General features: G+C 71.4%; 23 protein-coding genes and 1 pseudogene. 12 read left to right on the top strand and 12 right to left on the bottom strand.

The window, feature by feature from the left end; translation table 11 throughout:
- Positions 1-24 precede the first annotated feature (24 nt).
- Entirely contained in the window at positions 25-657 is a 633-nt protein-coding gene (locus ACIHCL_RS33445) for a hypothetical protein (RefSeq protein ID WP_399867951.1), read from the top strand.
- 60 nt (positions 658-717) lie between these two features.
- Here ACIHCL_RS33445 and ACIHCL_RS33440 read toward each other — a convergent pair whose 3' ends face one another.
- Positions 718-1,290 (bottom strand): hypothetical protein, encoded by a 573-nt coding sequence (locus ACIHCL_RS33440; protein ID WP_399867950.1) that lies wholly within the window; start codon positions 1,288-1,290, stop codon positions 718-720.
- A 456-nt stretch (positions 1,291-1,746) separates the two neighbouring features.
- Here ACIHCL_RS33440 and ACIHCL_RS33435 point away from each other — a divergent pair, with 456 nt between their 5' ends.
- The 3 genes from ACIHCL_RS33435 to ACIHCL_RS33425 all read left to right on the top strand — a co-directional run bounded on the left by ACIHCL_RS33435 (position 1,747) and on the right by ACIHCL_RS33425 (position 6,605).
- Positions 1,747-2,736: a hypothetical protein gene (locus ACIHCL_RS33435; protein WP_399867948.1), complete on the top strand. Its 990-nt coding sequence runs from the start codon at positions 1,747-1,749 to the stop codon at positions 2,734-2,736.
- Positions 2,737-2,889: 153 nt separating this feature from the next.
- Positions 2,890-4,419: an amino acid permease gene (locus tag ACIHCL_RS33430; protein WP_399867947.1), complete on the top strand. Its 1,530-nt coding sequence runs from the start codon at positions 2,890-2,892 to the stop codon at positions 4,417-4,419.
- 284 nt (positions 4,420-4,703) lie between these two features.
- Entirely contained in the window at positions 4,704-6,605 is a 1,902-nt protein-coding gene (locus ACIHCL_RS33425) for a DUF2264 domain-containing protein (protein ID WP_399867946.1), read from the top strand.
- Between the two features lie 112 nt (positions 6,606-6,717).
- Here ACIHCL_RS33425 and ACIHCL_RS33420 read toward each other — a convergent pair whose 3' ends face one another.
- The 5 genes and pseudogenes from ACIHCL_RS33420 to ACIHCL_RS33400 form a co-directional block, all read right to left on the bottom strand.
- On the bottom strand, positions 6,718-7,350 hold the full coding sequence (locus tag ACIHCL_RS33420) for a lactate utilization protein C (protein WP_399867944.1): 633 nt from the start codon (positions 7,348-7,350) through the stop codon (positions 6,718-6,720).
- Positions 7,347-8,888 (bottom strand): lactate utilization protein B, encoded by a 1,542-nt coding sequence (locus ACIHCL_RS33415; RefSeq protein WP_399867942.1) that lies wholly within the window; start codon positions 8,886-8,888, stop codon positions 7,347-7,349. The genes ACIHCL_RS33420 and ACIHCL_RS33415 overlap by 4 nt, the downstream gene beginning before the upstream one ends.
- On the bottom strand, positions 8,885-9,652 hold the full coding sequence (locus ACIHCL_RS33410; RefSeq protein WP_399867940.1) for a (Fe-S)-binding protein: 768 nt from the start codon (positions 9,650-9,652) through the stop codon (positions 8,885-8,887). Before ACIHCL_RS33410 ends, ACIHCL_RS33415 begins: the two co-directional genes overlap by 4 nt.
- A 181-nt stretch (positions 9,653-9,833) precedes the next feature.
- Positions 9,834-10,568, bottom strand: coding sequence for a FadR/GntR family transcriptional regulator (locus tag ACIHCL_RS33405; protein WP_399867938.1), 735 nt, complete (start codon positions 10,566-10,568; stop codon positions 9,834-9,836).
- A gap of 228 nt (positions 10,569-10,796) precedes the next feature.
- A pseudogene (locus ACIHCL_RS33400) lies at positions 10,797-11,050 on the bottom strand (enoyl-CoA hydratase-related protein); the annotation flags it as partial.
- 138 nt (positions 11,051-11,188) lie between these two features.
- Between ACIHCL_RS33400 and ACIHCL_RS33395 the strand changes: the two are divergent.
- Both ACIHCL_RS33395 and ACIHCL_RS33390 read left to right on the top strand, forming a co-directional pair.
- Positions 11,189-12,079, top strand: coding sequence for a DUF2510 domain-containing protein (locus tag ACIHCL_RS33395; RefSeq protein WP_399867937.1), 891 nt, complete (start codon positions 11,189-11,191; stop codon positions 12,077-12,079).
- A 133-nt stretch (positions 12,080-12,212) separates the two neighbouring features.
- Positions 12,213-12,518 carry a hypothetical protein gene (locus ACIHCL_RS33390; protein WP_399867935.1) on the top strand — a complete coding sequence of 102 codons (306 nt, stop codon included), beginning with the start codon at positions 12,213-12,215 and terminating at the stop codon, positions 12,516-12,518.
- A gap of 30 nt (positions 12,519-12,548) precedes the next feature.
- Here the strand turns inward: ACIHCL_RS33390 and ACIHCL_RS33385 are convergent, their stop codons facing one another.
- Entirely contained in the window at positions 12,549-13,181 is a 633-nt protein-coding gene (locus ACIHCL_RS33385) for a class I SAM-dependent methyltransferase (protein ID WP_399867933.1), read from the bottom strand.
- Between the two features lie 442 nt (positions 13,182-13,623).
- On the opposite strand from ACIHCL_RS33385, the gene ACIHCL_RS33380 reads away from it, so the two are divergent.
- From ACIHCL_RS33380 to ACIHCL_RS33370, 3 genes are read left to right on the top strand one after another with little or no spacing between them, the layout of a single operon-like run.
- Positions 13,624-14,781, top strand: coding sequence for a nucleotide disphospho-sugar-binding domain-containing protein (locus ACIHCL_RS33380; RefSeq protein ID WP_399867931.1), 1,158 nt, complete (start codon positions 13,624-13,626; stop codon positions 14,779-14,781).
- Positions 14,781-15,812, top strand: coding sequence for an NAD-dependent epimerase/dehydratase family protein (locus ACIHCL_RS33375; RefSeq protein ID WP_399867929.1), 1,032 nt, complete (start codon positions 14,781-14,783; stop codon positions 15,810-15,812). Before ACIHCL_RS33380 ends, ACIHCL_RS33375 begins: the two co-directional genes overlap by 1 nt.
- On the top strand, positions 15,809-16,816 hold the full coding sequence (locus tag ACIHCL_RS33370; protein WP_399867927.1) for an aldo/keto reductase: 1,008 nt from the start codon (positions 15,809-15,811) through the stop codon (positions 16,814-16,816). The genes ACIHCL_RS33375 and ACIHCL_RS33370 overlap by 4 nt, the downstream gene beginning before the upstream one ends.
- Before the next feature lie 172 nt (positions 16,817-16,988).
- Here ACIHCL_RS33370 and ACIHCL_RS33365 read toward each other — a convergent pair whose 3' ends face one another.
- The 5 genes from ACIHCL_RS33365 to ACIHCL_RS33345 all read right to left on the bottom strand — a co-directional run bounded on the left by ACIHCL_RS33365 (position 16,989) and on the right by ACIHCL_RS33345 (position 21,805).
- A complete protein-coding gene (locus tag ACIHCL_RS33365; protein WP_399867925.1) occupies positions 16,989-18,221 on the bottom strand; it encodes a class I SAM-dependent methyltransferase in 1,233 nt (410 codons plus the stop codon).
- A 72-nt stretch (positions 18,222-18,293) separates the two neighbouring features.
- Positions 18,294-19,385 (bottom strand): HAD-IIIC family phosphatase, encoded by a 1,092-nt coding sequence (locus tag ACIHCL_RS33360; protein WP_399867923.1) that lies wholly within the window; start codon positions 19,383-19,385, stop codon positions 18,294-18,296.
- Between the two features lie 71 nt (positions 19,386-19,456).
- Complete coding sequence (locus tag ACIHCL_RS33355; protein WP_399867922.1) at positions 19,457-20,617, bottom strand: acyl-CoA dehydrogenase family protein; 1,161 nt, start codon at positions 20,615-20,617, stop codon at positions 19,457-19,459.
- Complete coding sequence (locus ACIHCL_RS33350; RefSeq protein WP_399867920.1) at positions 20,610-20,942, bottom strand: acyl carrier protein; 333 nt, start codon at positions 20,940-20,942, stop codon at positions 20,610-20,612. The genes ACIHCL_RS33355 and ACIHCL_RS33350 overlap by 8 nt, the downstream gene beginning before the upstream one ends.
- Complete coding sequence (locus ACIHCL_RS33345; protein ID WP_399867918.1) at positions 20,939-21,805, bottom strand: 3-hydroxyacyl-CoA dehydrogenase family protein; 867 nt, start codon at positions 21,803-21,805, stop codon at positions 20,939-20,941. Before ACIHCL_RS33345 ends, ACIHCL_RS33350 begins: the two co-directional genes overlap by 4 nt.
- 225 nt (positions 21,806-22,030) lie before the next feature.
- Between ACIHCL_RS33345 and ACIHCL_RS33340 the strand changes: the two genes are divergently transcribed.
- The 3 genes from ACIHCL_RS33340 to ACIHCL_RS33330 all read left to right on the top strand — a co-directional run bounded on the left by ACIHCL_RS33340 (position 22,031) and on the right by ACIHCL_RS33330 (position 26,043).
- Positions 22,031-23,242, top strand: a complete 1,212-nt coding sequence (locus tag ACIHCL_RS33340) for a macrolide family glycosyltransferase (protein ID WP_399867916.1) — start codon at positions 22,031-22,033, stop codon at positions 23,240-23,242.
- A gap of 56 nt (positions 23,243-23,298) precedes the next feature.
- Positions 23,299-23,931 (top strand): dTDP-4-dehydrorhamnose 3,5-epimerase family protein, encoded by a 633-nt coding sequence (locus ACIHCL_RS33335; protein WP_399867914.1) that lies wholly within the window; start codon positions 23,299-23,301, stop codon positions 23,929-23,931.
- A gap of 297 nt (positions 23,932-24,228) precedes the next feature.
- Positions 24,229-26,043: a helix-turn-helix domain-containing protein gene (locus ACIHCL_RS33330; protein ID WP_399867912.1), complete on the top strand. Its 1,815-nt coding sequence runs from the start codon at positions 24,229-24,231 to the stop codon at positions 26,041-26,043.
- Positions 26,044-26,084 lie beyond the last annotated feature (41 nt).

The raw sequence follows: 26,084 nt of genomic DNA, 5'->3' as shown, positions 1-26,084 counted from the left end.
CCGCAGCCGTTACGATCCGGCGTCATGAGCACTTCTGACCAGGACCAGGCCGCGGACAGCCCGATAGACGCCGCCGGAGTCGCGTCCCACGGCCGTCCGGAGGGTGACGCGGAGCGGTCTCGGCGGCCGGACGGGGAGCCGGACATGGAGCGGGCGGGCCGGACTCGGGCCGATCCGGACGCGGGGGCGGGCACGGAGCGGGCGCGGTCGGACGGTGCGGGGCCGGACACGGGGGCAGGCGGTGAGGCGGCGCGGTCGGCCGACGTGGGGACGGATGCGGCGGCCGGTGCGAAGGCCGTCTCCGAAGCCCCTGACGAGGCCGCGGACGCAGCCGCCGCCGACACCGGGGACGATGCCGGTCCGGAGCCCGTGGCGCAGACCGGCCCCAAGTCCGGAAAGCGTCAGCTGACGCCACGCCAGGCGAGGCGCCTCCGCGTCGTGCTGTCCTCGGTCGGCATGGTCGCGATGGGCGTCGTCCTCGCGTTGCGGATCGCCAGCCGGTCCTCCGTACTCGTGGTCGGGGTGTACGGACTCGCGCTGATCCTGTGCGGGATCGTGATCGAACTCAGCAGGAACGGCCGCACCCGGCTCGGCACTTGGCTCCTCGTGGCGGGACTGGCCGCGGCGATCGGCTCCGACTGGCTGCTGATTCCCTGATGCCCGATCAGAACAGCCGGCGATAGCACGAACCAGGCACGGCGGACCGAGGACACCGCATCAGGCCATGGTGATCCGTGCCGTCGTGCCGTGTGGGCCGACCCGGTCCAGCCGGTCCGCGCGCAGGTGGAACGGTCGCCCCGGGCGACCGGCAGCAGCAGCCGCTGCCGGTGGAGCCCCCCTCCCGCCCTGCTGGACGACGGTCGGTGACACTGTCCGCCTCCCACTGGTCCGCACACCGAAATGTCCGTGGGGCGCGAGATCGGGCGGGGCCGACGAGGTCCGCTGCGACGCATCGCAGCGGCGCGTCGGCCGCGACGGGATGCCGGGCAGCGGGCCGGCCGGGTACCGCGAGGTGGCGCAGGTCCGGTACGGTGTCGCGTCCCCCGATGGACGCGACACCGGCGCCCTCCACGCCGTGCGGGCGTTCGCCGCCGAGTCCGAAGAAGTCCAGGGACCGGCGGCGACGACCGATTCGAGCAGGTCCGCGGGCTCGGCCTCGACGGCATCTCCTGCGCCGTGCCGCGGCCGGACCGGCGCCGCCCCGGAACCGATCACGCCGTGTTCGGGGCGGACCACGAGCTCCTCGGCACCCGAAGTGTCCTGGTCGACGGCGAGTACCGGGCCTGTCATCGACACTCCAGCGGTGCGGAAGCCCTGCGGCGCGAACGGATCCCGGGCTCGAACGGCATCGTGATCATTGGTTTGCGACGCCCAGAGTGGTGCAGGCCACCGCCCACGTCAAGTGTCGTGCCGTTCGAGGGAACGGATGCGATATGGCCAATCAACACGACTACAGATCAGCGCACTTGAGTAAGATCCGCGAATCGGTCGGGAGTCCGGCTCAAGTGGCCTTACACTCACCGCCGAGCAACAACCCGACACTTTAAAGCAGTTCGCATTTCAACAGACTCACAGCCCCCCACGTCCCGAGGACTCATGAGACCGACACCCCGCCCCGAGCGCCGAGACTCCGCCTCCCGGGCGCTCCACCTCCCCATGGGTTCCATTCCGTCGGATCGTGCGACGTGCTGAGGAGAGAATGCGTCCGCCGCTCCGCGTTCCGCCGTTCGGGAGCAGGGAACGTCGATGGCCAACAGTGAATTCCGGCCGGTTTATCACCCGGCCGGCCATGACAACGATTTACGGGTCGCGGTACAGGATTTGCGCACCGGTCGCTGGTTGTCCATGCGGAAACTGCTGGAGAGCACTCCGGACTGGCCCTTGTGGACCCAGCGCACGCAAGTGCTGGGCGCGGTCGCCGCAGGTTCGGACGCGGTGCAGGCGTGGCTGGCCGAGGAGCCCCGGAGTGTGGCCGCCGCCGTGATGCGCGCACGGGTCACCGTGGAGCGGGCCGTCCGCGCCCACCGCGAGGGCCATCACCACGCCCGGGAGCTGTGGCAGGAGGCGTGGGAGGCCTGCCGGACGGCCGCACACGCCTCGCCCGCCGACCCGGTGCCGTGGGTGTGCCTGCTGGCCCTGTCCCGGCTGGACGAGCGCCAGCAACTGGAGGAGCACCGCTTGGCTCCGCCGGGGCCGATGCTCTTCCCCGGCCCCTGGGGACTGCTGGCGGAGGCCGACAGGCGCGACCCGTACAACCGCGAGGCGTACCACCGGATGCTCCAGTTCGTGTACGTGCGCAGGGGCGGGGGGTCGCTCTCCGAAGCGTTCAACTTCGTTCAGTGGGCGACCTCTTCGGCGCCCGATGGCTCGGCACTGCATGTGCTGCCGCTGTACGTACGGGTCGAGCGGTACCGGCGCGAGCACGGCCACGAGAAGGCCCTGGACCTGCACTGGGTCACCGAGGACGCCGAACGGGACGCGCTGCGCGCGCTGCGGCTGTGGTTCCACCGCACCCCCCGGCCGACCCGTTCCCTGCCGGATCTGAACCATCTGGCCCACGCACTGTGGGGGGCGCTCAAATTCGCCGAGGCGGCCCCGGTGTTCGAGAGTCTCGGACCGTACTTCACCTCGGTCCCGTGGGCGTACCGGACGCGTGACCGCAAGGGGCCCGGAGGCGCCGAGGAGGTCTTCCTCCGCGCCCGCAGCCGTTGCCTGGCCGCGCCCCGCGATCCCTGACACGGCCCGCACCGCTGAGCCCGTGCGCCGCGCGCGCCGTCGTGCCGTCAGGTCCGCACCGGTGCGGCACCTCACCGTGCCCCCGTTCCGGACCGGTCCTCGCGCACCCACCGGTCCGGCCATCCCCTGTCCACCGCTCATGGAGGTCCTTTCGTGTCCCTGTCCACCCCCACCCGTTCGGGCGCCCAGGCGGCCCCGCCGCTCGATGAGGAACAGCGCCTGCGCGAACTCGGCTATCAGCCGGTTCTCGCCCGCCGCATGGGCGGGTTCGGCAACTTCGCCATCAGCTTCTCCGTCATCTCGATCCTGTCCGGTTGCATGACGCTGTACGGCTTCGGCATGTCGACCGGCGGTCCTGCGGTGATGCTCTGGGGCTGGGCGGGTGTGGGGCTCTTCGTGCTCTGCGTCGGCATGGCGCTCGCGGAGGTCACCAGCTCCTACCCGACGTCCGGGGCGCTCTACTACATGGCCGACCGGCTCGGCGGCCGTAAATGGGGCTGGTACACGGGCTGGCTGAATCTACTCGGGCTGCTCGGTGCGATCGCCGGCATTGACTACGGTGCCGCGTTGTTCACCGGCGCTTTCCTGAACCTGCAGTGGGGTTTTGTCCCGACACCGGGCAAGACGATGATCATCTTCATCTGCATCCTGCTGCTGCACGCGGTACTGAACCTCTTCGGCGTCCGCCTGGTCAGCGTGCTCAACTCCATCAGCGTGTGGTGGCATCTCGCCGGTGTCGCGATCATCGTCATCGTGCTGGCGGTCGTGCCCTCGCACCACCAGTCCCCGAAGTTCGTCTTCACCGAGTTCGTCAACGACACCGGCTGGGACAACCCGTTGTACGTGGTGGCGATCGGCCTGCTCCTCGCCCAGTACACCTTCTGCGGCTACGACGCCTCCGCGCATCTCTCCGAGGAGACGTCGAATGCCTCGGTGACGGCCGCCAAGGGCATCGTCCGCGCGATCTGGGTCTCCTGGATAGCCGGTTTCGTCCTGCTCGCCGGTCTGACGTTCGCCATCCAGGACTACCGGGGCACCCAGGAGACCGCGACCAATGTGCCGCCCGCCCAGATCATGATCGACGCGCTGGGAACCTCCGGGGCCACGGCCCTGCTGCTGATCGTGATCGCGGCGCAGCTGTTCTGCGGCAACGCCGCGGTCGCCGCCGCCAGCCGGATGGTGTTCGCGTTCAGCCGTGACAACGCCCTGCCGGGATCCGCGCTGTGGCGCAAGGTGAGTTCGCGCACCCAGACGCCGGCCAACGCGGTGTGGCTGTCGGTCGTGGTCGCCGGGTTGCTGGCCGTGCCGTCGCTGTACTCGGCCACCGCGTACGGCGCGGTGACCGCGATCAACGTCATCGGCATCACGCCCGCCTATGCCATCCCGATCTTCCTGAAGCTTCGCTCGGGCGACCGTTTCGAGCGCGGGCCATGGCATCTGGGCCGCTGGAGCAAGCCGATCGGCTGGATCGCCGTGGTGTGGGTGGCCTTCGTCACCGTGCTGTTCCTGCTCCCGCAGTCGTCCCCGGTGACGATCGACTCGATGAACTACGCGTCGATCGCGCTGGTCGCGGTGCTGGTCCTGGCCACCGTGTGGTGGTTCGTCGCACGCAGTTCGTACAGCACGCCCGCGGCCTACGGGAACGCTCGCGAGCAGGCTCAGATCGAGGAGGACATCATCTGACGGAGCGTGCTCAGGCGCCCGCGCCCCCGGCCCTCCCCCACCGCCACGAGCGGTGATCGGGAGGGCCGGGGGCGTTGTGTGGGAGTCACCACCCCCACAGTTGATCGTTCGATCACCAAGCCCCTTCCGATCGATCCCTTGACCCAAGAACGATCAATCGATCAGAATCCCCCCATGCCCCGAATCAGGAGCCGCGTCGGCGGCGCGGACGTCCGGCCCGGGAGACGAGCCGCGGGCGACGGATTCGCCCACCGCGTACGACCTGAAAGGCCGGCCTTCCCCGCATGACCGCACCCCTTCTGCTCCCTCCCTTCCCCCTCCCCTCCGACGACCGGCTGCTGAGCCCGCGCACGGGCTACACCCGCCCCCACTGGGAGGCCGCGGCCGACGGGCTGCTCGCAGCCGCCTGGAAGTGGGCCACCCCCGGCGGCGCGCTGCTGGACCTGCCCGGCAGACCCTCCGTGTCCGGGGTGCGCTCCGATGGCCTGGAGGGCTACGCGCGCACGTTTCTGGCCGCCGCCTTCCGGGTGGCGGGCGCGGACGGTGAGGACCCGCGCGGCTGGCTCGACCGCTACGCAGACGGGCTCGCGGCCGGCACCCTCACGCCGGGCCGGGACGACACCGAATCGTGGCCGCTGATCCGCGACCACCCCGTCTTCGGCCAGCCCATGGTGGAGTCCGCTTCGGTCGCCATCGCGCTGCGGCTCACCCGGCCGTGGCTCTGGGACCGCCTGGACTCCGGGGTGCAGGACCGGGCCGAGGCGTGGCTGCGCGACGCCCTGCGCCACCTCCCCGCCCCCAACAACTGGTACCTGTTCCCCCACGCGGTGGCCGGGTTCCTGGAGTCGGTGGGCCGCGGCGACGCGGAAACGGCACGCGCGAAGGAGCGCGCCCGCGATCTGCTGGAGGGCTGGTACCGCGGCGACGGCTGGTACGCGGACGGCGACGGGCGCGCCTTCGACCACTACAACGGCTGGGCACTGCACCTCTACCCCGTGCTGGACGCCCATCTGTCGGGCGACGCCGAGTTGTCCGCGCACTACGGCGCACGGCTGCGCGAGCACCTGGAGGGCTTCTCGCTGCTGTTCGGCGGCGACGGCGCGCCGATCCACTTCGGCCGGTCCCTGACCTACCGTTTCGCCGCCGCCTCATCGGTCGCGCTCGGTGCGGTCACCGGACACACCCCGCTCGCCCCCGGTGTCTCCCGACGGCTGGTCAGCGGTGCGCTGCGCTACTTCCTGGACCGCGGCTCGGTGGGCGCGGACGGGCTGCTGAGCCTGGGCTGGCACGGTCCGCACGCGGCCGGTCTCCAGGACTACTCGGCCCCCGCCTCGCCCTACTGGGCGTCCAAGGCGTTCGTATCGCTGCTGGCCCCGGAGGGCCACCCGCTGTGGACGGCGACCGAGGAGCCCGCGCCGAGCGAGGGGCCCGACCGGGTGCTGGCCCTGCCGGCGCCGGGGCTGCTCGTGCAGTCCACGGGGGTGGACGGGATCGTGCGGCTGCACAACCACGGCAGCGATCATGTGCTTCCGCACGAGGGCGAGGCCGGTGCGCCGGCCGATCCGCTCTACAGCCGCCAGTCGTACTCCACGGTGACCGGTCCCACCTCGCGCGGGAACCCGGCGGACAACCATCTCGCGGTGGTCGTCGCCGGGGCGCGCAGCGGTCGCCGGGCCATCCGTCCCCTGGGCGCGGGCACCGGCGACGGCTGGGGATGGGCGGCTTCCTGGCACCGGCCCGTGTTCGCCTCCGGCCAGCCGATGGCGCCGGGACTGCGGGTGGAGAGCGTCACGGTGGCGCGCGGCTGCTACGAGTTGCGGGTGCACCGGGTGCTCGGCGCGCCGGACGGGGCCCGGGTGGAGCAGACGGGCTGGGCGGTCGGCCGTGATGACTCGCTGGTGTCGGCGCTGCACGGTCTGCACGGCTGGGAGACGCGGGATCTGGTGCGGGCCCCGCAGGGCACCGCCTACACACCCTGGGCGCAGGTACCCCGGCTGTCCGCACCGGTGCGGGGGACGGTGGTGCTGGTGGCGCTCGCCTCGCTGACCGCCGAGGTCGGCGCGGAGCCGCTCGACGCCGTGGTGAGCGGTGTCGTCGTGGACGGGGATGCGGTGGCGGTGTCCTGGGCGAAGGACGCGACCACGACCCGCATCCGCTTCGAGCCGCTCGCGGTCACGCACGACTGAGCCCCGGGGCCGAACCCGGGCCAGGGCCCCCGGTCGACGATCAGGCCCCGGCCCGGCCTCGGGCGCACGCAGGGGTGCGCAACCCGCCGGGTCGCGTACCCCGGCCACGGCACTAGAGGTCGGTGCGGATCACCACCACCAGTGTCCGAGGGCCGTGCACGCCCTCCACGCGCTCCAGCTCGATGTCCGACGTGGCGGACGGCCCGCTGATCAGCGTCGTCGGCCGGTCCGGCGCCAGCCGGGCCACCGCTTCCGGCACCCCGACCTCGACCGCTGACAGGTCGACGACGCACACGTGGAGATCGGGTACCAGCGACAGCGCCCGCCTGCCCTGCTCGGCCGACCCGTCCAGGAAGATCGTGCCCGTCTCGGCACAGCCGACGGCCGACGCGGTGACGACGCCGTCCAGTGCGTCGAGGCGCGGCGCCGGAATGTCGGCGGAGTCCACCAGGACCTCGCCGTCGTACGCGGAGAGCCACGAGGTGTCGAGTCCGGCCGGGACACCGGTCCGCCGTGCACCGTGTTCCCGCAGCGCCTCGGCGATGGTCTCGGCGGTGCCCTCGGCGGTGCAGGTGCGCACCTCGGCCTTGTAGTCGACGAGGCGGTCGGTGAAGAGCGCCAGGCGTTCGCCGTCGGGCAGCGTGCGGCCGGTGCGGTAGGCCCGGCGTACGGGTGCGTCCTGGGCCGGGGCGAGGGTCAGCGCGTCCCTGATCCGGCCCAGCACGGTTTCGCGTGCGGTCGTCACTTCTCCTCCCCCTTCCGCGGGTTGTCCCGATGCGCTGCGGCGGCGGCGCGCATCGTGGCCGCCCCCTCGGCCGATGCCAGCCAGGAGCGGAAGGTCTGTTTCGGCGGGGCGGCCGTGTCGCGGCCGGCGCTCCAGCCGTGGAACGGGGGCGGAAGGTGGGCGATCCTGCCGTCCCGCCCGGCGAGGACACGGCCGACCCCCGCGGCCTTCTGCGCGCTCGTGTACAGCCCGGGCCGCCGCATCACCGCGGCGGCGGCCTTCATGGCCAGCTTCTCCGGCGTCGTCCCGGCCTTCTCGGTGTGCTGGTGGCGCAGTTCCACCAGGAGAGACGGGATGTCGATCTTGACCGGACAGGCGTCGAAGCAGGCGCCGCAGAGGCTGGAGGCGTACGGCAGCGAACCGTTGGGGTCGCCCTTGACCACGTCCATCCCGGCGAGTTGCGGGGTGAGGACCGCGCCGATCGGTCCGGGGTAGGTCGAGCCGTACGCGTGGCCGCCGGCCCGTTCGTACACCGGGCAGACGTTGAGACAGGCGGAGCAGCGGATGCAGTTGAGGGCCTCGCGCCCGATCCGGTCGGCGAGCGCCGCCGTGCGCCCGTTGTCGAGCAGGACCAGGTGGAACTCCTGCGGCCCGTCGCCGGGCGTCACCCCGGTCCACATCGAGGTGTACGGGTTCATCCGCTCACCGGTGGAGGAGCGCGGCAGAAGTTGCAGGAAGACCTCGAGGTCCTGGTAGCGCGGCAGCACCTTCTCGATGCCCATGACGGTGATGAGGGTGTCGGGCAGGGTCAGGCACATGCGGCCGTTCCCCTCGGACTCGACGACGCAGAGTGTTCCGGTCTCCGCGATGCCGAAGTTGGCGCCGGAGACCGCCACCTTGGTCGTCATGAACTTCTCGCGCAGATAGGCGCGGGCCGCGGCGGCGAGATGTGCGGGGACGTTGTCGAGGCGCGGGTCGACGCCGGGGATCTCCTTGAGGAAGATCCGCCGGATCTCGTCGCGGTTGCGGTGGATCGCGGGGACCAGGATGTGCGACGGCTTGTCGTGGGCGAGTTGGACGATCAGTTCGGCGAGGTCCGTCTCGTAGGCGGTGATGCCGGCGGATCGGAGGTGCTCGTTGAGGCCGGTCTCCTGGGTGGCCATCGACTTGACCTTGATGACGTCGGTGCTGCCGGTGGCCTCGACGAGCCGGGTGACGATCTCGTTCGCCTCGACGCCGTCGCGCGCCCAGTGGACGGTGCCGCCGCGCTCGGTGACCTCGCGCTCCAGTTCTTCCAGGAGTTCGGGGAGCCGGTTCATGGTGTCGGTCTTGATCGCCGAACCGGCCTCGCGCAGTTCCTCCCAGTCGGGCAGTTCACCGGTGACGTGGAGGCGTTTGGCGCGGATGGTGCGGGTGGCCCTGCCGAGATTGCGGCGCAGTTGCTCCTTGCGCAGTTCGTCGTGGGCGGCCTTGGGGAAGGTCCGGTCGCCGCGCAGGTTGCCCGTTCCGTACGGGGAGCGGGGCGGGGTCGCGGGCATGCCGAGGAAGGTGCTGCTCATCGGAGGGCCTCCATCGGGGCGTACGGCGCGGTGCGGGTGGCGGCGAGGATCTGCGCGAGGTGCAGGGTCCGGGTTCCCGACCTGATCCGGGAGAGACCGCCGCCGATGTGCATCAGGCAGGACGAGTCACCGGCGGTGCACACCTCGGCTCCGGTGGTGGCGATGTGGCGCATCTTGTCCTGGAGCATCGCCGTCGACGTGTCGGCGTTCTTGAGGGCGAACGTGCCCCCGAACCCGCAGCACGCCTCGGCTTCGGGGAGTTCGACGAGCTCGATGGAGTCGACGGCGCGGAGCAGCTTCAGCGGCTTCTCGCCGACCCGGAGCATGCGCAGGGAGTGGCAGGTGGGGTGGTACGTCACGCGGTGCGGGAAGTAGGCCCCGACCTCGGTGACCCCCAGGACGTCGACGAGGAGTTCGGACAGCTCGTACGTCTTGTCCTTGACGGCGGTCACCCCGGAGCGGAGCGCCGCGTCACCGTACCGCCGGGCGACCATCTCGTGCTGATGGCGGACCGTTCCGGCGCAGGAGCCCGACGGCATGACGACGGCGTCGATCGCCGCGTCACCGAACTGGTCGGCGAAGTTCCGCACCAGGGGGACGGGCTCACGTTGGTAGCCGGTGTTGACGTGCATCTGCCCGCAGCAGGTCTGTCCCGGGGGGAACACCACGTCGTGGCCGAGTCGGGCGAGCAGGACCGCGGTCGATTTCACCGCCTCGGGAAAGAGCGTGTCTCCCAGACAGGTGGCGAAGAGTCCGATGCGCATGGGTCTCTCCGATCGATTCTCCGATTCTTTTATGGTCCGACCATACTAGCCTCGGTCCAGAAAACGGCCGAGGGCGGCGCGCACCGAGCGATCCACACCCTGGGCCTCCGGGCCCGAGAATCGAGAAACGGCATGCGCCTGACAATTTCTGCCCTTCGCCCACCACAGGCGGCGGCCCATCTCACTCCTGGGCGGCGTCGCCGTCCACCAGCGTGCCGTGCAGGCTCCGGATGTGGCGTTCGGCCAGGTCGGCGGCGTCCGCACCCCGGCCGGCGCGGACCAGCCCCAGCAGTTCGGCGTGCTCCGCGTTGAGCGCGGCGGCCGTGCCCGGCCAGTCCTCGGCCCGCTCCAGGGCCCGGAGGATCAGCGGGCGCACCGACTCGCGCACGGCGGAGGTGAGCGTGGAGATGAGCGCGTTGCCGGAACTGCGGGCGATGTGGACGTGGAACCGGGTGTCCAGGTCGTTGAACTCGGCCACCTCGATCCCCGGCTCCCCCATCCGCCCGACCAGGGCTCCCGCCTCGTCGAGATCCTCCTGCGAGGCATGCCGCGCGGCCGCCTCGAAACTGGACCGCTCCAGCGCGACGCGCGCCTCCAGGACGTCCTGGAGGCCGTAGCTGCCGAGCGCGAAGTGCAGGCGCAGCAGCCGCCCGAGGGCGTCATCGGGGTTGCGCACGATCCGGGCGCCGGCGTCCGGCCCCCGGCCCGGCCGGGCGACCAGGACGCCGATGGTCTCCAGCACCCTCAGCGCTTCCCGCAGGGCGGACCGACTGACCCCGAGAACCGGCGCGAGCTCCCGCTCGGGAGGCAGCCGGTCACCGGCCTTGAGCTCCCCGGCGAACACCCGCTGCTCGATGCTCTGCAGCACGAGTTCATGCGTGCGGGACTGCCGTACGGGCTGCCACTCGACCGGCATCCGCCACCCCCTGCCCCGGCCGGAACCATACGGCCGCCGTCACGTCCTGCACTCTTCTTCAACTATGTCACATATAACGTATGGTCGGACCAAAGAGTCGCACGGTCGGCTCGGTCATTGCGCGAGGACCGCCGCCGTACCGTACGGGAGCTCCGGCCGGATCACGCCCCAACGACCGCTCGCCCCCTCCACGACCCCGGCCCGGGTCGCCCCGGTGGTTTCAGCGGCCCCGTCGCCCTCCGCCCGCACCCGGTCGCCGCGCGCGGTGCCGACGGCCCTCAGACCGTCACCGGCGCGGAACGCGCCGCCCTCGCCTCGGAGCACGGCGACGGCCGCACCCGGGTCGGCTTCGAACTCCCGGAAGGCGTCGGCCGGTTGCGCGGCGGTCGGGCCGTCCACCGCATTGCACGCCTCGGACGGCGGAGGATGACGGCGCTCACGGCCCCGTCCCGCTCGATCCGTACCGCCGGCCGCTCGTCCAGGGTCGGCCCTCCCACAGGGGAGCGCCCGTCACCGGCGAAGCGTCCCGCCGCCGGGAAGCGCCCCGATGGTGCTCGTCGGGCACCCACCACTTCACCGAATTCATCTGATTCTCAGGCAATCGTTCTACGGTGGGCCGCGTGACCCAGACGAGCCCGCCCGGCTGGCATCCCGACCCCGGGCATACAGGAATCGGCCCCCTTCACGAACGCTGGTGGGACGGTACCCGGTGGACCGACCATCTCCGTGTGCCACCCGCCACGATCCGGCGGCGCCGGATCCGTATCGCGAGCGGTGTCATCGCGGGTGTGGTGGCCCTCGCCGCCGTGGGGGGCGGTCTCGCCGTCCTCGTGGACGACTTCGGCGGCTCGCGCGCCGGGCGCGGCGCGGCCCCGGCGCCGTCCGAAGGGTCGGACGGCGCGCACGGAGGCCGCGGCCGGGAGAACGGGGGCGGCGAGGACCGGACACCCGGGCGGGAGCGGCCGCGGACCGAGGACGGCTACGCCACGGACCTGGTCAGCGGCATCAGCATTCCGGTGCCGCAGGGCTGGACGGGCCGGTCGGGCATGTCGGAGGCACACGTGACGACCGGTGAGTACCCCTGTCCGGGCGACACCTCCGAGCAGTGCGTGCGGGGCGGGGTGTTCTCCGCACCGGCGAAGGCACTGAGGCTCGACACGACGACGGCGAAGGCCACGGCGACGCAGGACATCTCCGCCAACGCCTCGGAGTCGTACGGTGAGAAGGTCTACGGCGGCATCACCTCGCACCGGGAACTGAAGTCCGGACCGGTCACGGTCGCGGGCCGTCAGGGCTACCTGGTGCGCTGGAAGGTGGTGACGAAGAACGGCGACGACGGGTACGTGCAGTCGCTGGCCTTCCCGTCTCCCCGCGACAAGGACATGATGATCGTCGTCCGTTCCGGGTTCGACATCGGTCCCGAGGCGCCCGCGCTCTCCGTCATGGACGACATCACCAAGGGCATCAAGGCAGTCTCCACGAGGGACTCCGGCCCGGGCACCACCGCGTAGACACCATCGGGCTGCCCACCGGACGTGGCCGTCCGGCGGGCAGCCCGACGTACCCGGGCCTGAGTACGAGAGACGGCCGGACTGAGTACGTCGTCCGATCCCGCACCGAAGCGCGGCTGGTCGAATGGCGGTCATGGTTCCCGACGCACCGCACCGCCCCCGTCTCCGGCACATGGCCTCGACCGGTACGGCCCTGGCCGTGTCCCTGGCCCCGCTGGTCATCGGCGTACTGCTGGCCAAGTCCATGGCCGCGGACCCGCTGACGCCGGTCAACGCCCTGGCCACCAGGGGCGGTCAGGCCGTTCCCCTCTCGCCCGCGCAGTGGCGTGGCTGCGGCGTCCGGGCGCTGCGCGGACGGCGGGGTCCACTCGACGGCCGTCGGCGGGCGGCCGCCCGCGTACGGCTGCGCGCGAGGACCCGGCGGACGCGCGAGCGCTGACGCGGCACCGCCCCGGGTCGGACGCCCCGGTCAGGCGCGGCGGCAGAGCAGGAACAGTTCCGGCTCCGGCACCGCCGCCCCGTGAGCCGGGGTGAACAGGTCGCCGCGCTCCCACAGGACCGTGAAACCGGCCGCCGTGACCGTCTCGGTGAAGGACGCGGCATCGAAGCTGGACACCCTCATCTCCTGGCCCATGAAGACGACGGAGGCGTCCTCGACATCCAGCGGCACCGTCCCAACGACCAGGACTCCTCCCGGCGCCAGAAGCCGCCCGAACCTCCGCAACATCCTCGCCTGGTCGTCGCGGGGCATCTGCAACAGCGAGAAGTAGGCACAGACCGCATCGAAGCCTCCTTCTTCCAGGTCGAGTTCACGAATGTCGGCGCAGACGAACGAGGCATTCGGCACCTGACGCACAGCCAGTTCCACCATGACCCGGGAGACGTCGACCCCCAGGACGGTGTGCCCGGCCTCTGCCAGGGTCCACGCGGTCGGCCGCCCCGTGCCGCTGCCGACGTCCAGGACCCTTCCATGCGGCGGGAGTTCATCCATCAGGCGCCGGAGCGAGGCGTGGCGGGCCGGTGATCCGGCGAACGCCCGCTCGTACTCCGCTCCCAGCGCGTCGAACACCGCGGCGGCCGCCCGGCCGTGGTCATCGCCCATCGATGCGTCCTTCCGTTACCCCTCAAGCCGTCCATGATCGCCCCATCATGGCCGACGGGCCTCCACCCCGGCCCCTGACGACGCATCACGATTCCGGTATGCCGTGCGACCCGGACGGCGCAGCGCCGCACGGGGCACTCCCACTCAGCCACTCCGGAATCTCGCGGGAAGAGTCTCCTTCTCCGGTCACGGGGAGAGGTTGCCCGGGAGGCCGGCGCCCGCGGAGGAGGAGCCCCACACGGCCGAGGCGCATCCGGCGCTGTCCGTGCGGCCGCGCCCGGAGCCGATCTGGCGGTCTGCCGTCGTTCGTCGAAGGTCACGGCTGGTCCGTCAGGTTGCCCCTGCGCCGGGCGGAGTCTCCTGGCACACTCCGCCCGTGACCCCCCGTTACCGACAGCACCGTTCTCACGCCGTTCGCTGACGCCGGACACTGGAGACACACATGCGGGTCCTGTTCACCACCGCGCCCCTGGCCGGTCATCTGTTCCCTCTTGTCCCCCTGGCCTGGGCACTGCGGGCAGCCGGCCACGACGTACTCGTGACGACCCGGGAGAACTTCGTGCCCGCCGCCCTGCGGTCCGGGCTGCCCGCCGCGGCGTGCGGCCCGGCGGCCGAGTTCACCGACCTGGTCGACGGCGAGCCGCCGCCGCTGCCGGACGGCATGATCGGACAGCGCTATGTGCACGGCCGCGCGCTGGCGCGCATGGCGAGCGGAAGCCTGGCGGGGGTCGGGAAGCTCGCACGGTCCTGGCGCCCCGACCTGATCGTCAGCGAACGCGCCGAGTTCGCCGGACCACTGACCGCGACCGCCCTCGGCATTCCCTGGGTGCAACACCACTGGTCGGTCTCCGACCTGCGCGAGTACCGCTATGCGGCCGCCATGGAACTCGCCCCGGAGCTGGAACGGCTCGGCATCTGCGGACTACCGGAGCCGGTCCGGATCCTCGACCCGTGGCCGACATGTCTGCGCCGGGCCCACGCCGCGGACCATCACGGTGTCCGGCATGTCGCCGCCCACGGTGACGCGGCCTTGCCGGACTGGCTGTTCGAGCGGCGCGGCAGACCCCGGATCTGTGTGACGCTCGGAACCCTCCTCCCCCGGTACGGGGCGACCGGCACACCCGGCTACATGATGGACCTGGTCGACGAACTAGCCGGTCTGGACGCCGAGTTGCTGATCGCCGTGGACGACGACATCGCCGCACGCTGGCCGCGGCTCCCCTCCGCGGTACGGCACGCGGGCCGACTGCCGCTGGCCGACGTGCTGCCGACCTGCGACGCGGTGGTGACGCACGGCGGTCAGGGAACGGCGCTCACCGCTGTCGCCGCGGGCCGGCCGCAGGTGGTCATGCCGCACCTGGACGATCAGTTCGACAACGCCGAGGCCCTGTCCGCGGCGGGCGTCGCCGTGCTCGTCCCGCCCTCGCGGGCGACGCCGGGGACTGTATCCGCGGGCTGCGCCGAACTGCTGGGAAACCCCGCGTACACCAAGGCGGCGACCCGGCTCGCCGAGGACGTGGCGCTGATGCCCGCGCCGTCGGCCGCCGTCGCCCTGTTCGAACGCCTGCCGACGGCCGCTCGCACGGCAGGAGGTGCGTGATGAGAACGAGTCTCGAGTCGCTCAACCGGTCGGGTGCCGCACACGGACCGTTGATCACGGTGCTCGGCGCGTCCGGATACATCGGATCCGCCGTGGTCGGCGAACTCGCCCGCCTTCCGGTACGGCTGCGAGCGGTGACGCGCGGCACCGGACCGGTGCTACGGGACACGGCAGCCGCCACCGATGCGGCTCGCGCGGCGGACATCACGGTGTGCCGGGCGGATCTGACCCGGCCGGCCGCGGTCGCCGACGCCGTGGACGGCGCGGACGCGGTGATCCACCTCGCCGCCGAGATCGGTGGAGCACAGTCGTGGCGGTCGGCCGACGAGGGATCAAAGGACGTGGCCGCCGCCCTCATGCGGAACATCGTCGGGGCGCTGGGCGGCGGCACGGGAACGCCGCCGGCCGTGGTCTTCGCCAGCACGCTCCAGGCGGGCGCGGCCGAGGGTGCCCGACCGGGGCCGTACGCACAGCAGAAGATCGCCGCCGAGCGGGTGCTGGCTCGGGCCATCTCCGAGGGGACGGTCCGCGGTGCGGTACTGCGGCTCACCACTGTCTTCGGCCTAAGCGAGCCGTCCGGCTCGGCCGGACGGGGCGTGCTCACCGCGATGACCCGGCAGGCGATCGACGGTGATCCCCTCACGATGTGGCACAACGGCTCGGTCGAGCGCGACTTCCTCCATGTGCACGACGCGGCCCGGGCCTTCGTCGCCGCGCTCCCGCACGTGGACGCCCTGCGCGACGGCGGGCCGTGGAACATCGGCACCGGCACCATGGCACAGCTCGGCGACGTCTTCTCCGCCGTGGCCCGTCTCGTGGCGGAGCACACCGGACGGGCACCGGTCCCGGTCGTCTCCGTGGCACCTCCGGACTACGCCGAGGCGGGCGACTTCTCCAGCCCGCTCTGCGACCCGTCCGCCTTTCGCGCGGTGACGGGCTGGCGCCCCCGCGTACCACTGCGCAAGGGGCTGGACGACCTGGTGACAGCAATGCTCACAAGAGCACGAGCGAAGGACGGGACCCAGCAGTGAGCGAGAATCGCGAGCAAGGACGGTACACCCGGCTGGGACGCAGCGCGACGCTGGTGAGCCGACTCTGGCTGGGTACGGTGAACTTCAGCGGCCGGGTCCCCGACTCCGTTGCCATACGCCTCATGGACGAGGCCCTCGACCGGGGCATCAACTGCGTGGACACCGCCGACATCTACGGCTGGCGCATCCACAAGGGGCACACCGAGGAGCTCGTGGGCCGGTGGCTGGCCAGGAGCGGCGTACCGCGTGAGGACATCGTGATCGCCACCAAGGTGGGCGAGGAGATGAGCGGACGGGTCAACGACAGCGGCCTGTCGGCCCGGCACATCATCTCGTCCTGTGAGCAGTCGCTGCGGCGGATGAAGCTGGACCACATCGACCTCTACCAGATGCACCGGGTGGACCGCTGCGCCCCGTGGGACGAGATCTGGCAGGCGATGGACCAGCTGGTGACCTCGGGTAAGGTCCGCTACGTGGGCTCGTCGAACTTCGCCGGCTGGAACATCACCGCCGCGCAGGAGTGCGCGATGCGCCGACAGTCCTTCGGGCTCGTGGCCGAGCAGTGCCTCTACAACCTGGCTGTCCGCCATGCCGACCTGGAGCTGCTGCCCGCCGCCCGCGCCTACGGCCTCGGCGTGTTCGCCTGGTCCCCGCTGCACGGTGGCCTGCTCAGCGGGGTCCTGCGGAAGCTCGCGGCGGGTACGGCGGTGAAGTCGGCGCAGGGACGTGCCCAACAGCTGCTGCCGGAGGTGCGGCCCGCGGTCGAGGCGTACGAGCGTTTCTGCGAGCGGATCGGTGAGGATCCCGCCGAGGTCGGCCTGTCCTGGGTGCTGTCCCGGCCGGGAATCAGCGGCGCGGTGATCGGGCCCCGTACCACGGAGCAACTGGACTCGGCGCTGCGCGCGCTCGACCTGGTCCTCGGTGACGCCGAACTCGCCGCGCTGGACGCCATCTTCCCGCCCGTGGGCAATGGGCGGGAGGCACCGGAGGCGTGGATCGCCTGAGCCCGGCCGCCCGGAGACGGCGGGGCGAGGAGACCGGGAACGAGTCGGCGCCGCAGCGGACGAGCCGCTGCGGCGCCGTTCGTCGGGCCGTCCCCGTCCGGCGGCGCGCGCCGGGCGGCGTGGTCTCGCTCCCGAAGGCGGTGGTGCGGCACGGAGTGTGCCGCACTCCGCGTCATACGGCCGCGAGCCTCGGCAGTGGGAAGACCAGCTTGCCGCCGCCCTCAAGGAACCGCTGCTCGCGCTCGACGAAGCCGTCCCGGTAGATCCACGGCAGGACCAGCAATTGGTCGGGCTTCTGGGCCTTGGCGTCCTCCTCCGAGACGATGGGAATACCCGTGCCCGGCGTGAAGCGGCCCGCCTTCTCCGCGCTGACCTCGCCGATGCAGGGCAGGTCCGTCTCGGTGATTCCGCAGTACTGCAGGATCACGTTCCCCTTGGTGGAGGCGCCGTATCCCAGGGTGAGCCGGCCCGCCTCCCGCGAGTCGGCCAGGAACTCTCGCAGGGTGTCCCGCTGGTCGTGGACGCGGCGGGCGAACCCCTCGAAGGGCGCCATCGTGTCCAGCCGGAGCTTCGTCTCCAGGGCGCGGATCCGGGCCAGGCCCGCCTCGTCCCGGCGGTGGCGGGACCCGGTCCTGGCCAGGACCGCACAGAGGCTTCCGCCGTAGACGTCGGTGAGTTCGGCCCGGATCACGGTCAGGCCGACGCGCTCCGCCATCCACTCGATCTGCCGCAGCGCGTAGTACTCAAGGTGTTCGTGGCACACGACGTCGTAGGCGTCGGCCTCCAGCATGGCGGGCAGGTAGCTCTGTTCCAGCAACCAGACCCCGTCCTCGGTGAGGATGTCGCGCACGTCCCGCATGAAGCCCATCGGGTCCGGCAGGTCGTAGAACATCGCGATCGAGGTGACGGCCTTCGCACGCCGTGCGCCGAAGCGGTTCACGAAGGTTTCGCGGGAGAAGTAGTCGGCGATCAGCTCGGCGTTCGGCGGGTACAGCTCGCGGAACTTCCCGCCGGTCGGGTCGATGCCCACCAACTGCGGGCCGTCCGCCGGGTAACCGCGCAGCAGCGTCGCGTCGTTGCTGCCGATGTCGACGACCAGATCACCGGGTCCGAGGTCGACCAGCTCGCGGACGGTCGCGACCTTGCCGCGCAGGTGGTTGATCATGAAAGGCCGGATGCCGGACCGGTAGCCGTATCCCTCCCCGTACATCAGCCCGGGGTCCGGGGTGTGCCGGAGCTGCACCAGACCGCAGCCGGCGGGCGAGCACGCGACCAGCTCCAGGGGAACCGAGGGGACGACCTCGTCCCGGCTTGCCGGGAACACCCCGGTGAGCGCCTGTTCTCCCAGGTCCAGTACGGAAAGCAGTTCCCTGTTGTCGCAGATACGGCACGCGGTGACGATCATCGGGGTCCTTTCGAGGCACTCGGCAGTGGCGGCGGGTGGGCGGGCCGGGTGGCGCGACGCCGCGGAGGTCCCTCAGGGGCGCCCCAGATCGGGGGCCTCCAGATGGAGGGTGTCAGCGGCGGGCTGGAGGGCCGGCACGAGATGCAGCGGGCTGATGCCGCCGGTGCGCTCCAGGGCGTTCTGACAGGGGCAGGAGTCATCGGTGAAGCCGGCGAAGCGGTAGGCCACTTCCATCATCCGGTTGCGTTCGGTGGCGCGGAAGTCGGCGTTCAGATGGACCTGTCCGCGGTACGCCTGGTCAGTCAGCCAGCGCAGGATCGCCGCACCGGCGCCGAGAGACACCACCCGGCAGGAAGTGGCGAGCAGTTTGATCCGCCACGTGCCGGGACAGCGCTGGAGCAGGACGACGCCGACCGCGCCGTAGGGGCCGAAGCGGTCGGTGAGGGTGACGACGAGCACCTCGTGCCCGGGGTCGTCGATCAGCGCCCGCAGGTCGTCCTCCGAGTAGTGCACGCCGGTGGCGTTCATCTGGCTGGTGCGCAGGGTGAGTTCCTCGACCCGGGACAGTTGCTGCGGGGTGGCGCGGTCGATCCGCATCCTGATGTCCAGCGACCGCAGGAAGTCCGCGTCCGGTCCGGTGAACTCGGCCCGCTGGGCGTCGCGTCGGAACGACGCCTGGTACATCGACCGCCGACGACGTGAGTCGACGGTGACCGTGGCAGGGGTGAACTCGGGCCGGGCCGTGAGGTCGGGGGCGTGCTCGGCGTCGTAAACGCGGACCTCGGGCAGGACGTGGGTGACCTCGGCCCGCTCGACCGGCTGGTCGTCGATGAACGCCATGGTGTTCATCGCGAAGTTGAGCCGGTCGGCGATGTCGCGGACCGACGCCGACTTGGGCCCCCATCCGATCCTCGGAAGTACGAAGTACTCGGCGATGCCGAGCTGTTCGAGCTTTTCCCAGGCGTGATCGTGGTCGTTCTTGCTGGCCACGGATTGGAGGATGCCGCGTGTGTCGAGTTCGGCGATTGTTTCGCGCAGGCCCGGCCGGATCCGGACCTCGCCGTCCTCCAGCAGCGTGCCCTGCCACAGGGTGTTGTCGAGATCCCAGACCAGGCACTTCACCGTGGGCGTGGTGGTGGTCGAGGTGGCGTCGTCGCGGCGCATGCTGTTCCCTTCGTATCCCCTCGCGTGGTGTCCGGGCGCGCCCGGGTGCCCCGACCGGGCGCGGCCGGGCGTCATCGTGCGGTGGCCACCGCGTGCTGCGCCAGGATGAGTTCGCAGATCTCGTTGCTTCCCTCGATGATCTCCATGAGCTTGGCGTCGCGATGGGCCCGCGCCACCGCATGGCCGTCATGGGCCCCGGCGGAGGCCAGCACCTGCACCGCCCGTGCCGAGCCCGCGGCGGCGCCGGTGGCAGCGACGTGCTTGGCCAGGACGGCCGCGGTCACCAGGTCGGGGCTCCCCCGGTCCCACAGGTCGCTGGCGTGCTCACAGGCCCTGGCCGCGTTCTGCTCGGAGATCAGCAGTTCGGCGAGGTGCCGGGCGACGAGCTGATGGTCTGCCAGCCGGGTGCCGAACTGCTCGCGGTCGACGGCGTGCCGTACGGCGGCGGACAGGCAGCTGCGCAGGATGCCCACGCAGCCCCATGCCACGGACATCCGCCCGTAGCTCAGTGCCGTGGTGACGAGCAGCGCGGAGGTGCGGTCCGTGCCCCGCAGCAGGGAGTCGGCCGGCACCCGTACCTCTTCCAGCCGGATGTTCGCGTGTCCAGCGGCCCGGCAACCGTGCGGGTCGGTGATCCGCTCGATCCGCACGCCGGGGGCGGACGCGGGCACCACGACGGCCCCCACGCCGTCCTCGGTACGGCCGAACACCACGAGCAGGTCGGCGTAGGCCGCGTTGGTCGTCCAGACCTTGGCGCCGTCGACGACGATCTCGTCGCCGTCCCGGGTGAGACGGGTGCCCAAGGCGGACAGGTCACTGCCCGCGGCCGCCTCGCTGAAGGCCACCGCGGCCAGTTCCCCGCCCGTGAGCCGGGGGACGAAAGCCGCGTGCTGCCCGGCGTCGCCGAGGCGGTGGAGCGTCCAGGCGGCCATGCCCTGGGAGGTCATGACGCTGCGCAGTGAGCTGCACAGGGAGCCCACATGGGCGGTGAGTTCCCCGTTGCGCCTGCTGGAGTAGCCGAGCCCGCCGTGTGCGACGGGCGCCTGCGCGCAGAGCACGCCCCGGGAGCCGAGCGTGCGCAGGATGTCCCGCGGGATCTCGCCTGTGCGGTCCCAGTCGGCGGCGCTGTCGCCGACCAACTCGGTGAACAGGTCCTCGGCCTCCCCGGCTTCCGCCGTCCCCGCGGCTTCCCGGGCCGGGCGGGCGTCCTTTGCGGCAGTCCCGTCACTCATCGGCGGATCCGGTACCGTCCATGCCGCCGCCCGCGGGGGCGCGCAGCCTGCGCACGAGCCGCACCATGGCGTCGACCGTGCGGAAATTGTCGAGCATCAGATCGGCGCCGCTGACGGTGATCCCGTGGGTCTGCTCCAGGTGGACGACGAGCTGCATGGCGAACAGGGACGACATGCCGCCGACGGCGAACAGGTCCTGGTCGGGCTCCCAGCGGGTCCGGGTGCGCTCCGCCAGGAAGTCGAGCAGCCCGGCGGCGACGTCCTCGTCGCTCGGCACCGGGCCGGCGGCGTGGACAGCATCCGTCCTGCCGGAGGGCGCGGTCATCGTATGGCCTCCTCGTAATCGTAGAACCCCCGGCCGCTCTTGCGTCCGAGTTGGCCCTGCCGGACCTTGGCCAGCAGGAGTTCGCTCGGGCGGAAGGCCGTGTCACCCGTCCGGTCGTGGAGCACCCGCAACGAGTCGGCGAGATTGTCCAGGCCGATCAGGTCGGCGGTGGCGAGCGGCCCGGTGCGGTGGCCGATGCAGTCGCGCATCAGCGCGTCCACCGTCTCGGGGGTGGCACGGCCTTCCCGTACCACTTCGATCGCATCGTTGATCATCCGGTGCAGCAGCCGGCTGGTGACGAAACCGGGGCCGTCGCCGACGACGATCCCCCGGCGGCCGAGACCGGCCAGGAGTGTGTGCACGGCCGTCGCCGCGCCGTCGCCGGTGCGCGGTCCGAGGATCACCTCGACGGTCCTGATGAGGTAGGCCGGGTTCATGAAGTGGACCCCGACCAGGTCCTCGGGACGCGGCACGGCGCCGGCCAGTTCATCGATGGGGACACCGGAGGTGTTGCTGACCAGCAGGGTGCCGGGGCTCGTCGCGGCGGCCAGGTCGGCCAGCACCGCCGCCTTCTCCTTCGGGTCCTCGGTGACCGCCTCGATCACCGAGGACGCCTCCGCCGCGGCGTCGGGTGTGCTGGCCAGGGTGAGCCGCCCCGTGGGTCGGCCGTCGGGCAGCGTGCCCATCATCTGTGCGGTGCGCAGATGCAGCCGGACCCGGTCAGGGGCGCCGTCGCGCGCCTGCGGTGAGCTGTCGATCAGTGTCACCGGATGTCCGTGGCCGACGGCGAGGGCCGCGATGGCTGTGCCCATGACACCGGCCCCCACCACGGCGAGTGGCTCATCCGTTTTGTTGTCGGACACCGAAACCCTCCAGTTCCCGGACGCTGTTCCAAGAAATCCACGGCGGTGATTCCGAGATTGTCTCCGGGGCCGGGCGGGCGAACCACCGACTCAGCGGGACTCTGTCACATGACGGTCGATGCGGCCGGGATTCGCCGAACTATGTCACCTCGGTCTTGTTCTCCCCGTACTCGCGCCTTAGATTCCGGCGCCCAGCCACTGCCGACAATTGCCGGGGTTTCTCACATGGCTCACATCGCATTCTTCATCCTGCCGGCCGCCGGTCATGTGAATCCGACGCTGGGGGTGGCCGAGGAGTTGGTGGCCCGAGGGCACCGGGTGACGTACGCGCTGTCCGAGGATCTCGCCGAGCGGGCCCGCCTCGTCGGGGCCGAGGTCGTCACCTACCCGATGGACAGGGAGCGGTTCCTCGCCCAGATGGTGCCGCAGCAGGACTCCGACGCCTACACGGACCAGGACGAGTTCACCCGGGTACTGGAGTGGCTGCTGGACATGACGCGGCAGACGCTGCCGGTGCTGGAGGCGGTCTTCGCCGATGACCGGCCGGATGTGATCGTGAACGATCCCTCCTCGCACTGGACGGGGCGGCTGCTCGCGGACCGCTGGGACATCCCGGTCATCCGCAGCACCCCGACCTACGCCACCAACGAGCACTGGTCGCTGCACCCCGCCGTCGACACGGCCGGACCGCCCGACGATCCCGCGCTCCAGGACCTTCTCGCCCGTATCGAGGGGCTGCTGCACGACGAGGGGGCCAAGGCCGGCCTCACCGCCTTCACCGGGGTCCTGCACGGCGGGCCGGCCCTGCTCTACATGCCGCGCAGCTTCCAGTACGCGGGCGAGACCTTCGACGACCAGCACCACTTCGTCGGCCCGTGCCCGCCGGGCGTCGCGCTGCACGGCACGTGGCGTGCGCCGGGCGACGACCGGCCGCTGATCATGGTGAGCCTGGGCACGCTCTACAACGCCCGGCCGCACTTCTTCCGCACCTGCGTGGAGGCGTTCCGCGACGAGCCCTGGCACGTCGTCCTCGTGCTCGGCGGCGGCCTGAGCGCACCGGAACTGGGCTCGCTGCCCGCCAATGTGGAAGTCCGCGACTTCGTCCCGTACAACGACGTGCTGCCGCGCGCGTCCCTGGTGGTGAACCACGGCGGGATGAGCACGTCCATGGAGGTCTTCTCGTACGAGGTCCCGGTCGTGGCGGTACCGGTCATGCCCGAGCCTCGGGCCACGGCGCGGCGGATCACCGAACTCGGCCTCGGCGCCCAACTCCTCACCTCCGATCTGACGGCCGAGAGCCTGAAGGACACCGTCCGCAGGGTGCTGGCCGATTCCGGGCTCCGGGACCGGCTGCGGTGGATGCGGGCCGAGATCCGGGCGGCCGGCGGCGCGGCGGCCGCCGCCGACGCGGTCGAGGGACTGCTGCCCGCCGTCTGAGGGCTGCCCCGTCCTTCGTTCCCCACACGACCACTTCCGACCGGCAGGGGCGCATCATGCTCATCACCGAGACCGCGGTGCTCGACGCGTACCGTGTCGAGCCGGAGCCGATACCGGACCACAGGGGCCGGTTCTACGAGGCACTGCGGCACGAGGCGTTGCTGGCCGCCACCGGGCAGCCCCTGGAGGTCCGGCAGGTCCACTTCACGGTGTCCGGGCGCAACGTCCTGCGCGGCATCCACGGCACCACGCTGCCACCCGGCCAGGGCAAGATCGTCACGTGTGTGCGGGGGGCCGCGCTGACCGTCGTCGTGGACCTGAGGGTGGGCTCCCCGACCTTCGGCGCCCACGACGTCGTACAGCAGGACGCGCAGTCCGGCACCGCGCTGTGCCTGGCCGACGGGCTGGGCCTCGCCTACCTCACGCTCGCGGACGACACCTGCATGAACTACCTGTGCACACGGGAATACGTACCCGGCACCATCATCGACATCGATGCGCTGGACCCCGAACTGGGCCTGCCCTGGGCACTGTCGGAACCGCCAATCCGGTCCGCCCGGGACGCTGCGGCCCCCACGCTCGGCGCCGCCGCGGACCGCGGCATCCTGCCCTCCTACACGGAGTGCCTACGGTTTCGCCATCCAATTCCGGACACATCTGCGCCGGACACCGCGGCCAAGAATCGATAGCCTTCCGCGCACGGTACACACACAGCGATTTCACGCATCCCCGGCACCTTTCGCATTCCGGAGGCCCCCTGGACAAGCACAATGCCGCCACCTAGCCTTCATAAAGACTGGGCAATGCAAAGGGCGGGGGCGTATATGGGCGATTTGGGTTCTGCGGACGGGGAAGACGCCGAGAATCAGGTAGAGGATTCCTTGGCGTTCCTGGAGTTAGTGGCCCGGTCCGCACCCCGGGCAGAATACGACCAGCTCGTCGCGCGAGCCGAACGCCAGGGCGCGAACGAAAAGCGGTTACGCCACATGGAGCGGCTGAATCGACTCGCGCTCACCGCGCACTCGCTGATCGAGTATCGCCGTGACCGCGAGGCCGAGTTGCTCACGCTGGTCGACGCGGCGCACGAGTTCGCCGGCGCCCGGAACCATCGGGACCTCCTCGACGCCGTGCCCCGCCGGGCCCGGCTGCTGCTCAAGGCGGGCGTCTCCTATGTCCTCACGGATGTGGAGGGCGGCCCCGGGACGGTGGTCGAGAGCGCGGACGGGAACGCCACTCCGCTGTTCGTCGGGCTCAAGATTCCCGCGGACAGTGGGCTGGGTGCCATGGTGCGCGCCCGCCAGGCACCCTTCTGGACCTCCGACTACCTGGCCGATCCGGGCATCCCGCATGACGACGTCACCGACGAGATCGTCCGGGCGGAGGGTCTACGTGCGGTCCTCGGAGTGCCGCTGCGCGTGGGCGACCACCATCTGGGTGTCCTGTTCGTCGCGGACCGCCACGTCCGGTACCTGAGCCCCAACGAGGTCACCCTTCTGGGTGCGCTCGCCGACCTCGCCGCCGCCACCATGCAGCGGGTCAGCCTGGTCGAAGAATTGCACGGCGACATACGGCAGTTGCGCGCCAACGTGTCGAGCGCCAGCGCCGCCCTGGCGGCGACCCGTGGATCGTCACGGCTCCAGTCGGACCTCATCGCGCTCCTCCTCGACGGCAGCGGGCTCGACGCGTTGCTGCGCACGGCCGGTGACGCGCTGGGCGGCGGGGTGGGCATCTGCGGCGTGCTCGGCGAGCGGCTCGCCGAGCACGGGCGGCTGCGTCGCGTCGCCCACGCCGACCTGCGCACCGCCTGTCGCAGCGCGCTGGGCTCCGGCCGCCCGGTACGAGTCGCCTCCGGCTTCTGGCTGGTCGCGCTGGACCCCGAGGCATGGGACGCCGGATTCCTGATGGCGGACACCGACGACGCGGCCGAGCACGCCGTCGTCCCCCTGCTCGTCGTCATCTCTCAGGCCGTCTCGCTGCATATGCGGCTGCGGCGCGGGAATCCGGCCAAGAACCGATACCGCCAGGAGTTCTTCGACGAGCTGGTCGGTGCTGCGCCCTCTCCCGAGCTGCGCCGGGAACGCGCCCTGATGTTCTCCCTCACGTTCGGGCGCCCCCACGTCGTTCTGGTCGCACGCGGGCCCGGGCAGGTCACCGAGGAGTTCGCGGCGTGCGCCACCGCCTACGCGCGCCGACTCGGCGGACTGCGCAGCATACGGGCCGACTCGGTCGTCCTGCTCGTGCAGGGCGACAACCCGGACGCTGCGGCGCAGCAAGCCCGCCGGGAGCTGTCGGCGCGGGTGAACCATCCGGTCACGGTGGGGGCCGCCGGGCCCGCCGACACGGTCGATGCCGTCGGCGACGCGTACCGCGAGGCCGCGCAGTGCATGGAAACACTGCTCGCCCTCGGCGGCGAGGGCGGCACCGCGTGCGCCTCGGACCTCGGCTTCCTCGGCATGCTGCTGGCCGAGGACAACGACGTGCCCGGGTACATCAACCAGGTCATCGGTCCCGTGGTCGACTACGACAGCGACCGGTACACCGATCTCGTCGACACCCTGCGGGTCTTTCTGGAGTCCAGCAGGAGCCCCACCCGTGCCGCGGAGATCCTCCAGGTCCATCCGAACACCGTGTCCCGGCGCCTGGAGCGCATCTCGCAGCTCCTGGGCGAGAATTGGCAGACCCCGGAGCGCGTGCTGGACATCCAGCTCGCACTGCGGCTGCATCAGGTGCGTTCGGCGCGGGGCCGCTTGACGGGCGAGCGCAACCGCAGGACGAGGCAACGGCCGGCCGACCGGGTGTGACGGGCGCGGCACCGGTCCTGGCGGCCGCGCCCGCGGCCCGG

The organism is Streptomyces sp. NPDC052042 (assembly GCF_044548345.1).
GTDB lineage: Bacteria > Actinomycetota > Actinomycetes > Streptomycetales > Streptomycetaceae > Streptomyces.
This window is presented reverse-complemented; position numbering and strand designations above follow the sequence as displayed.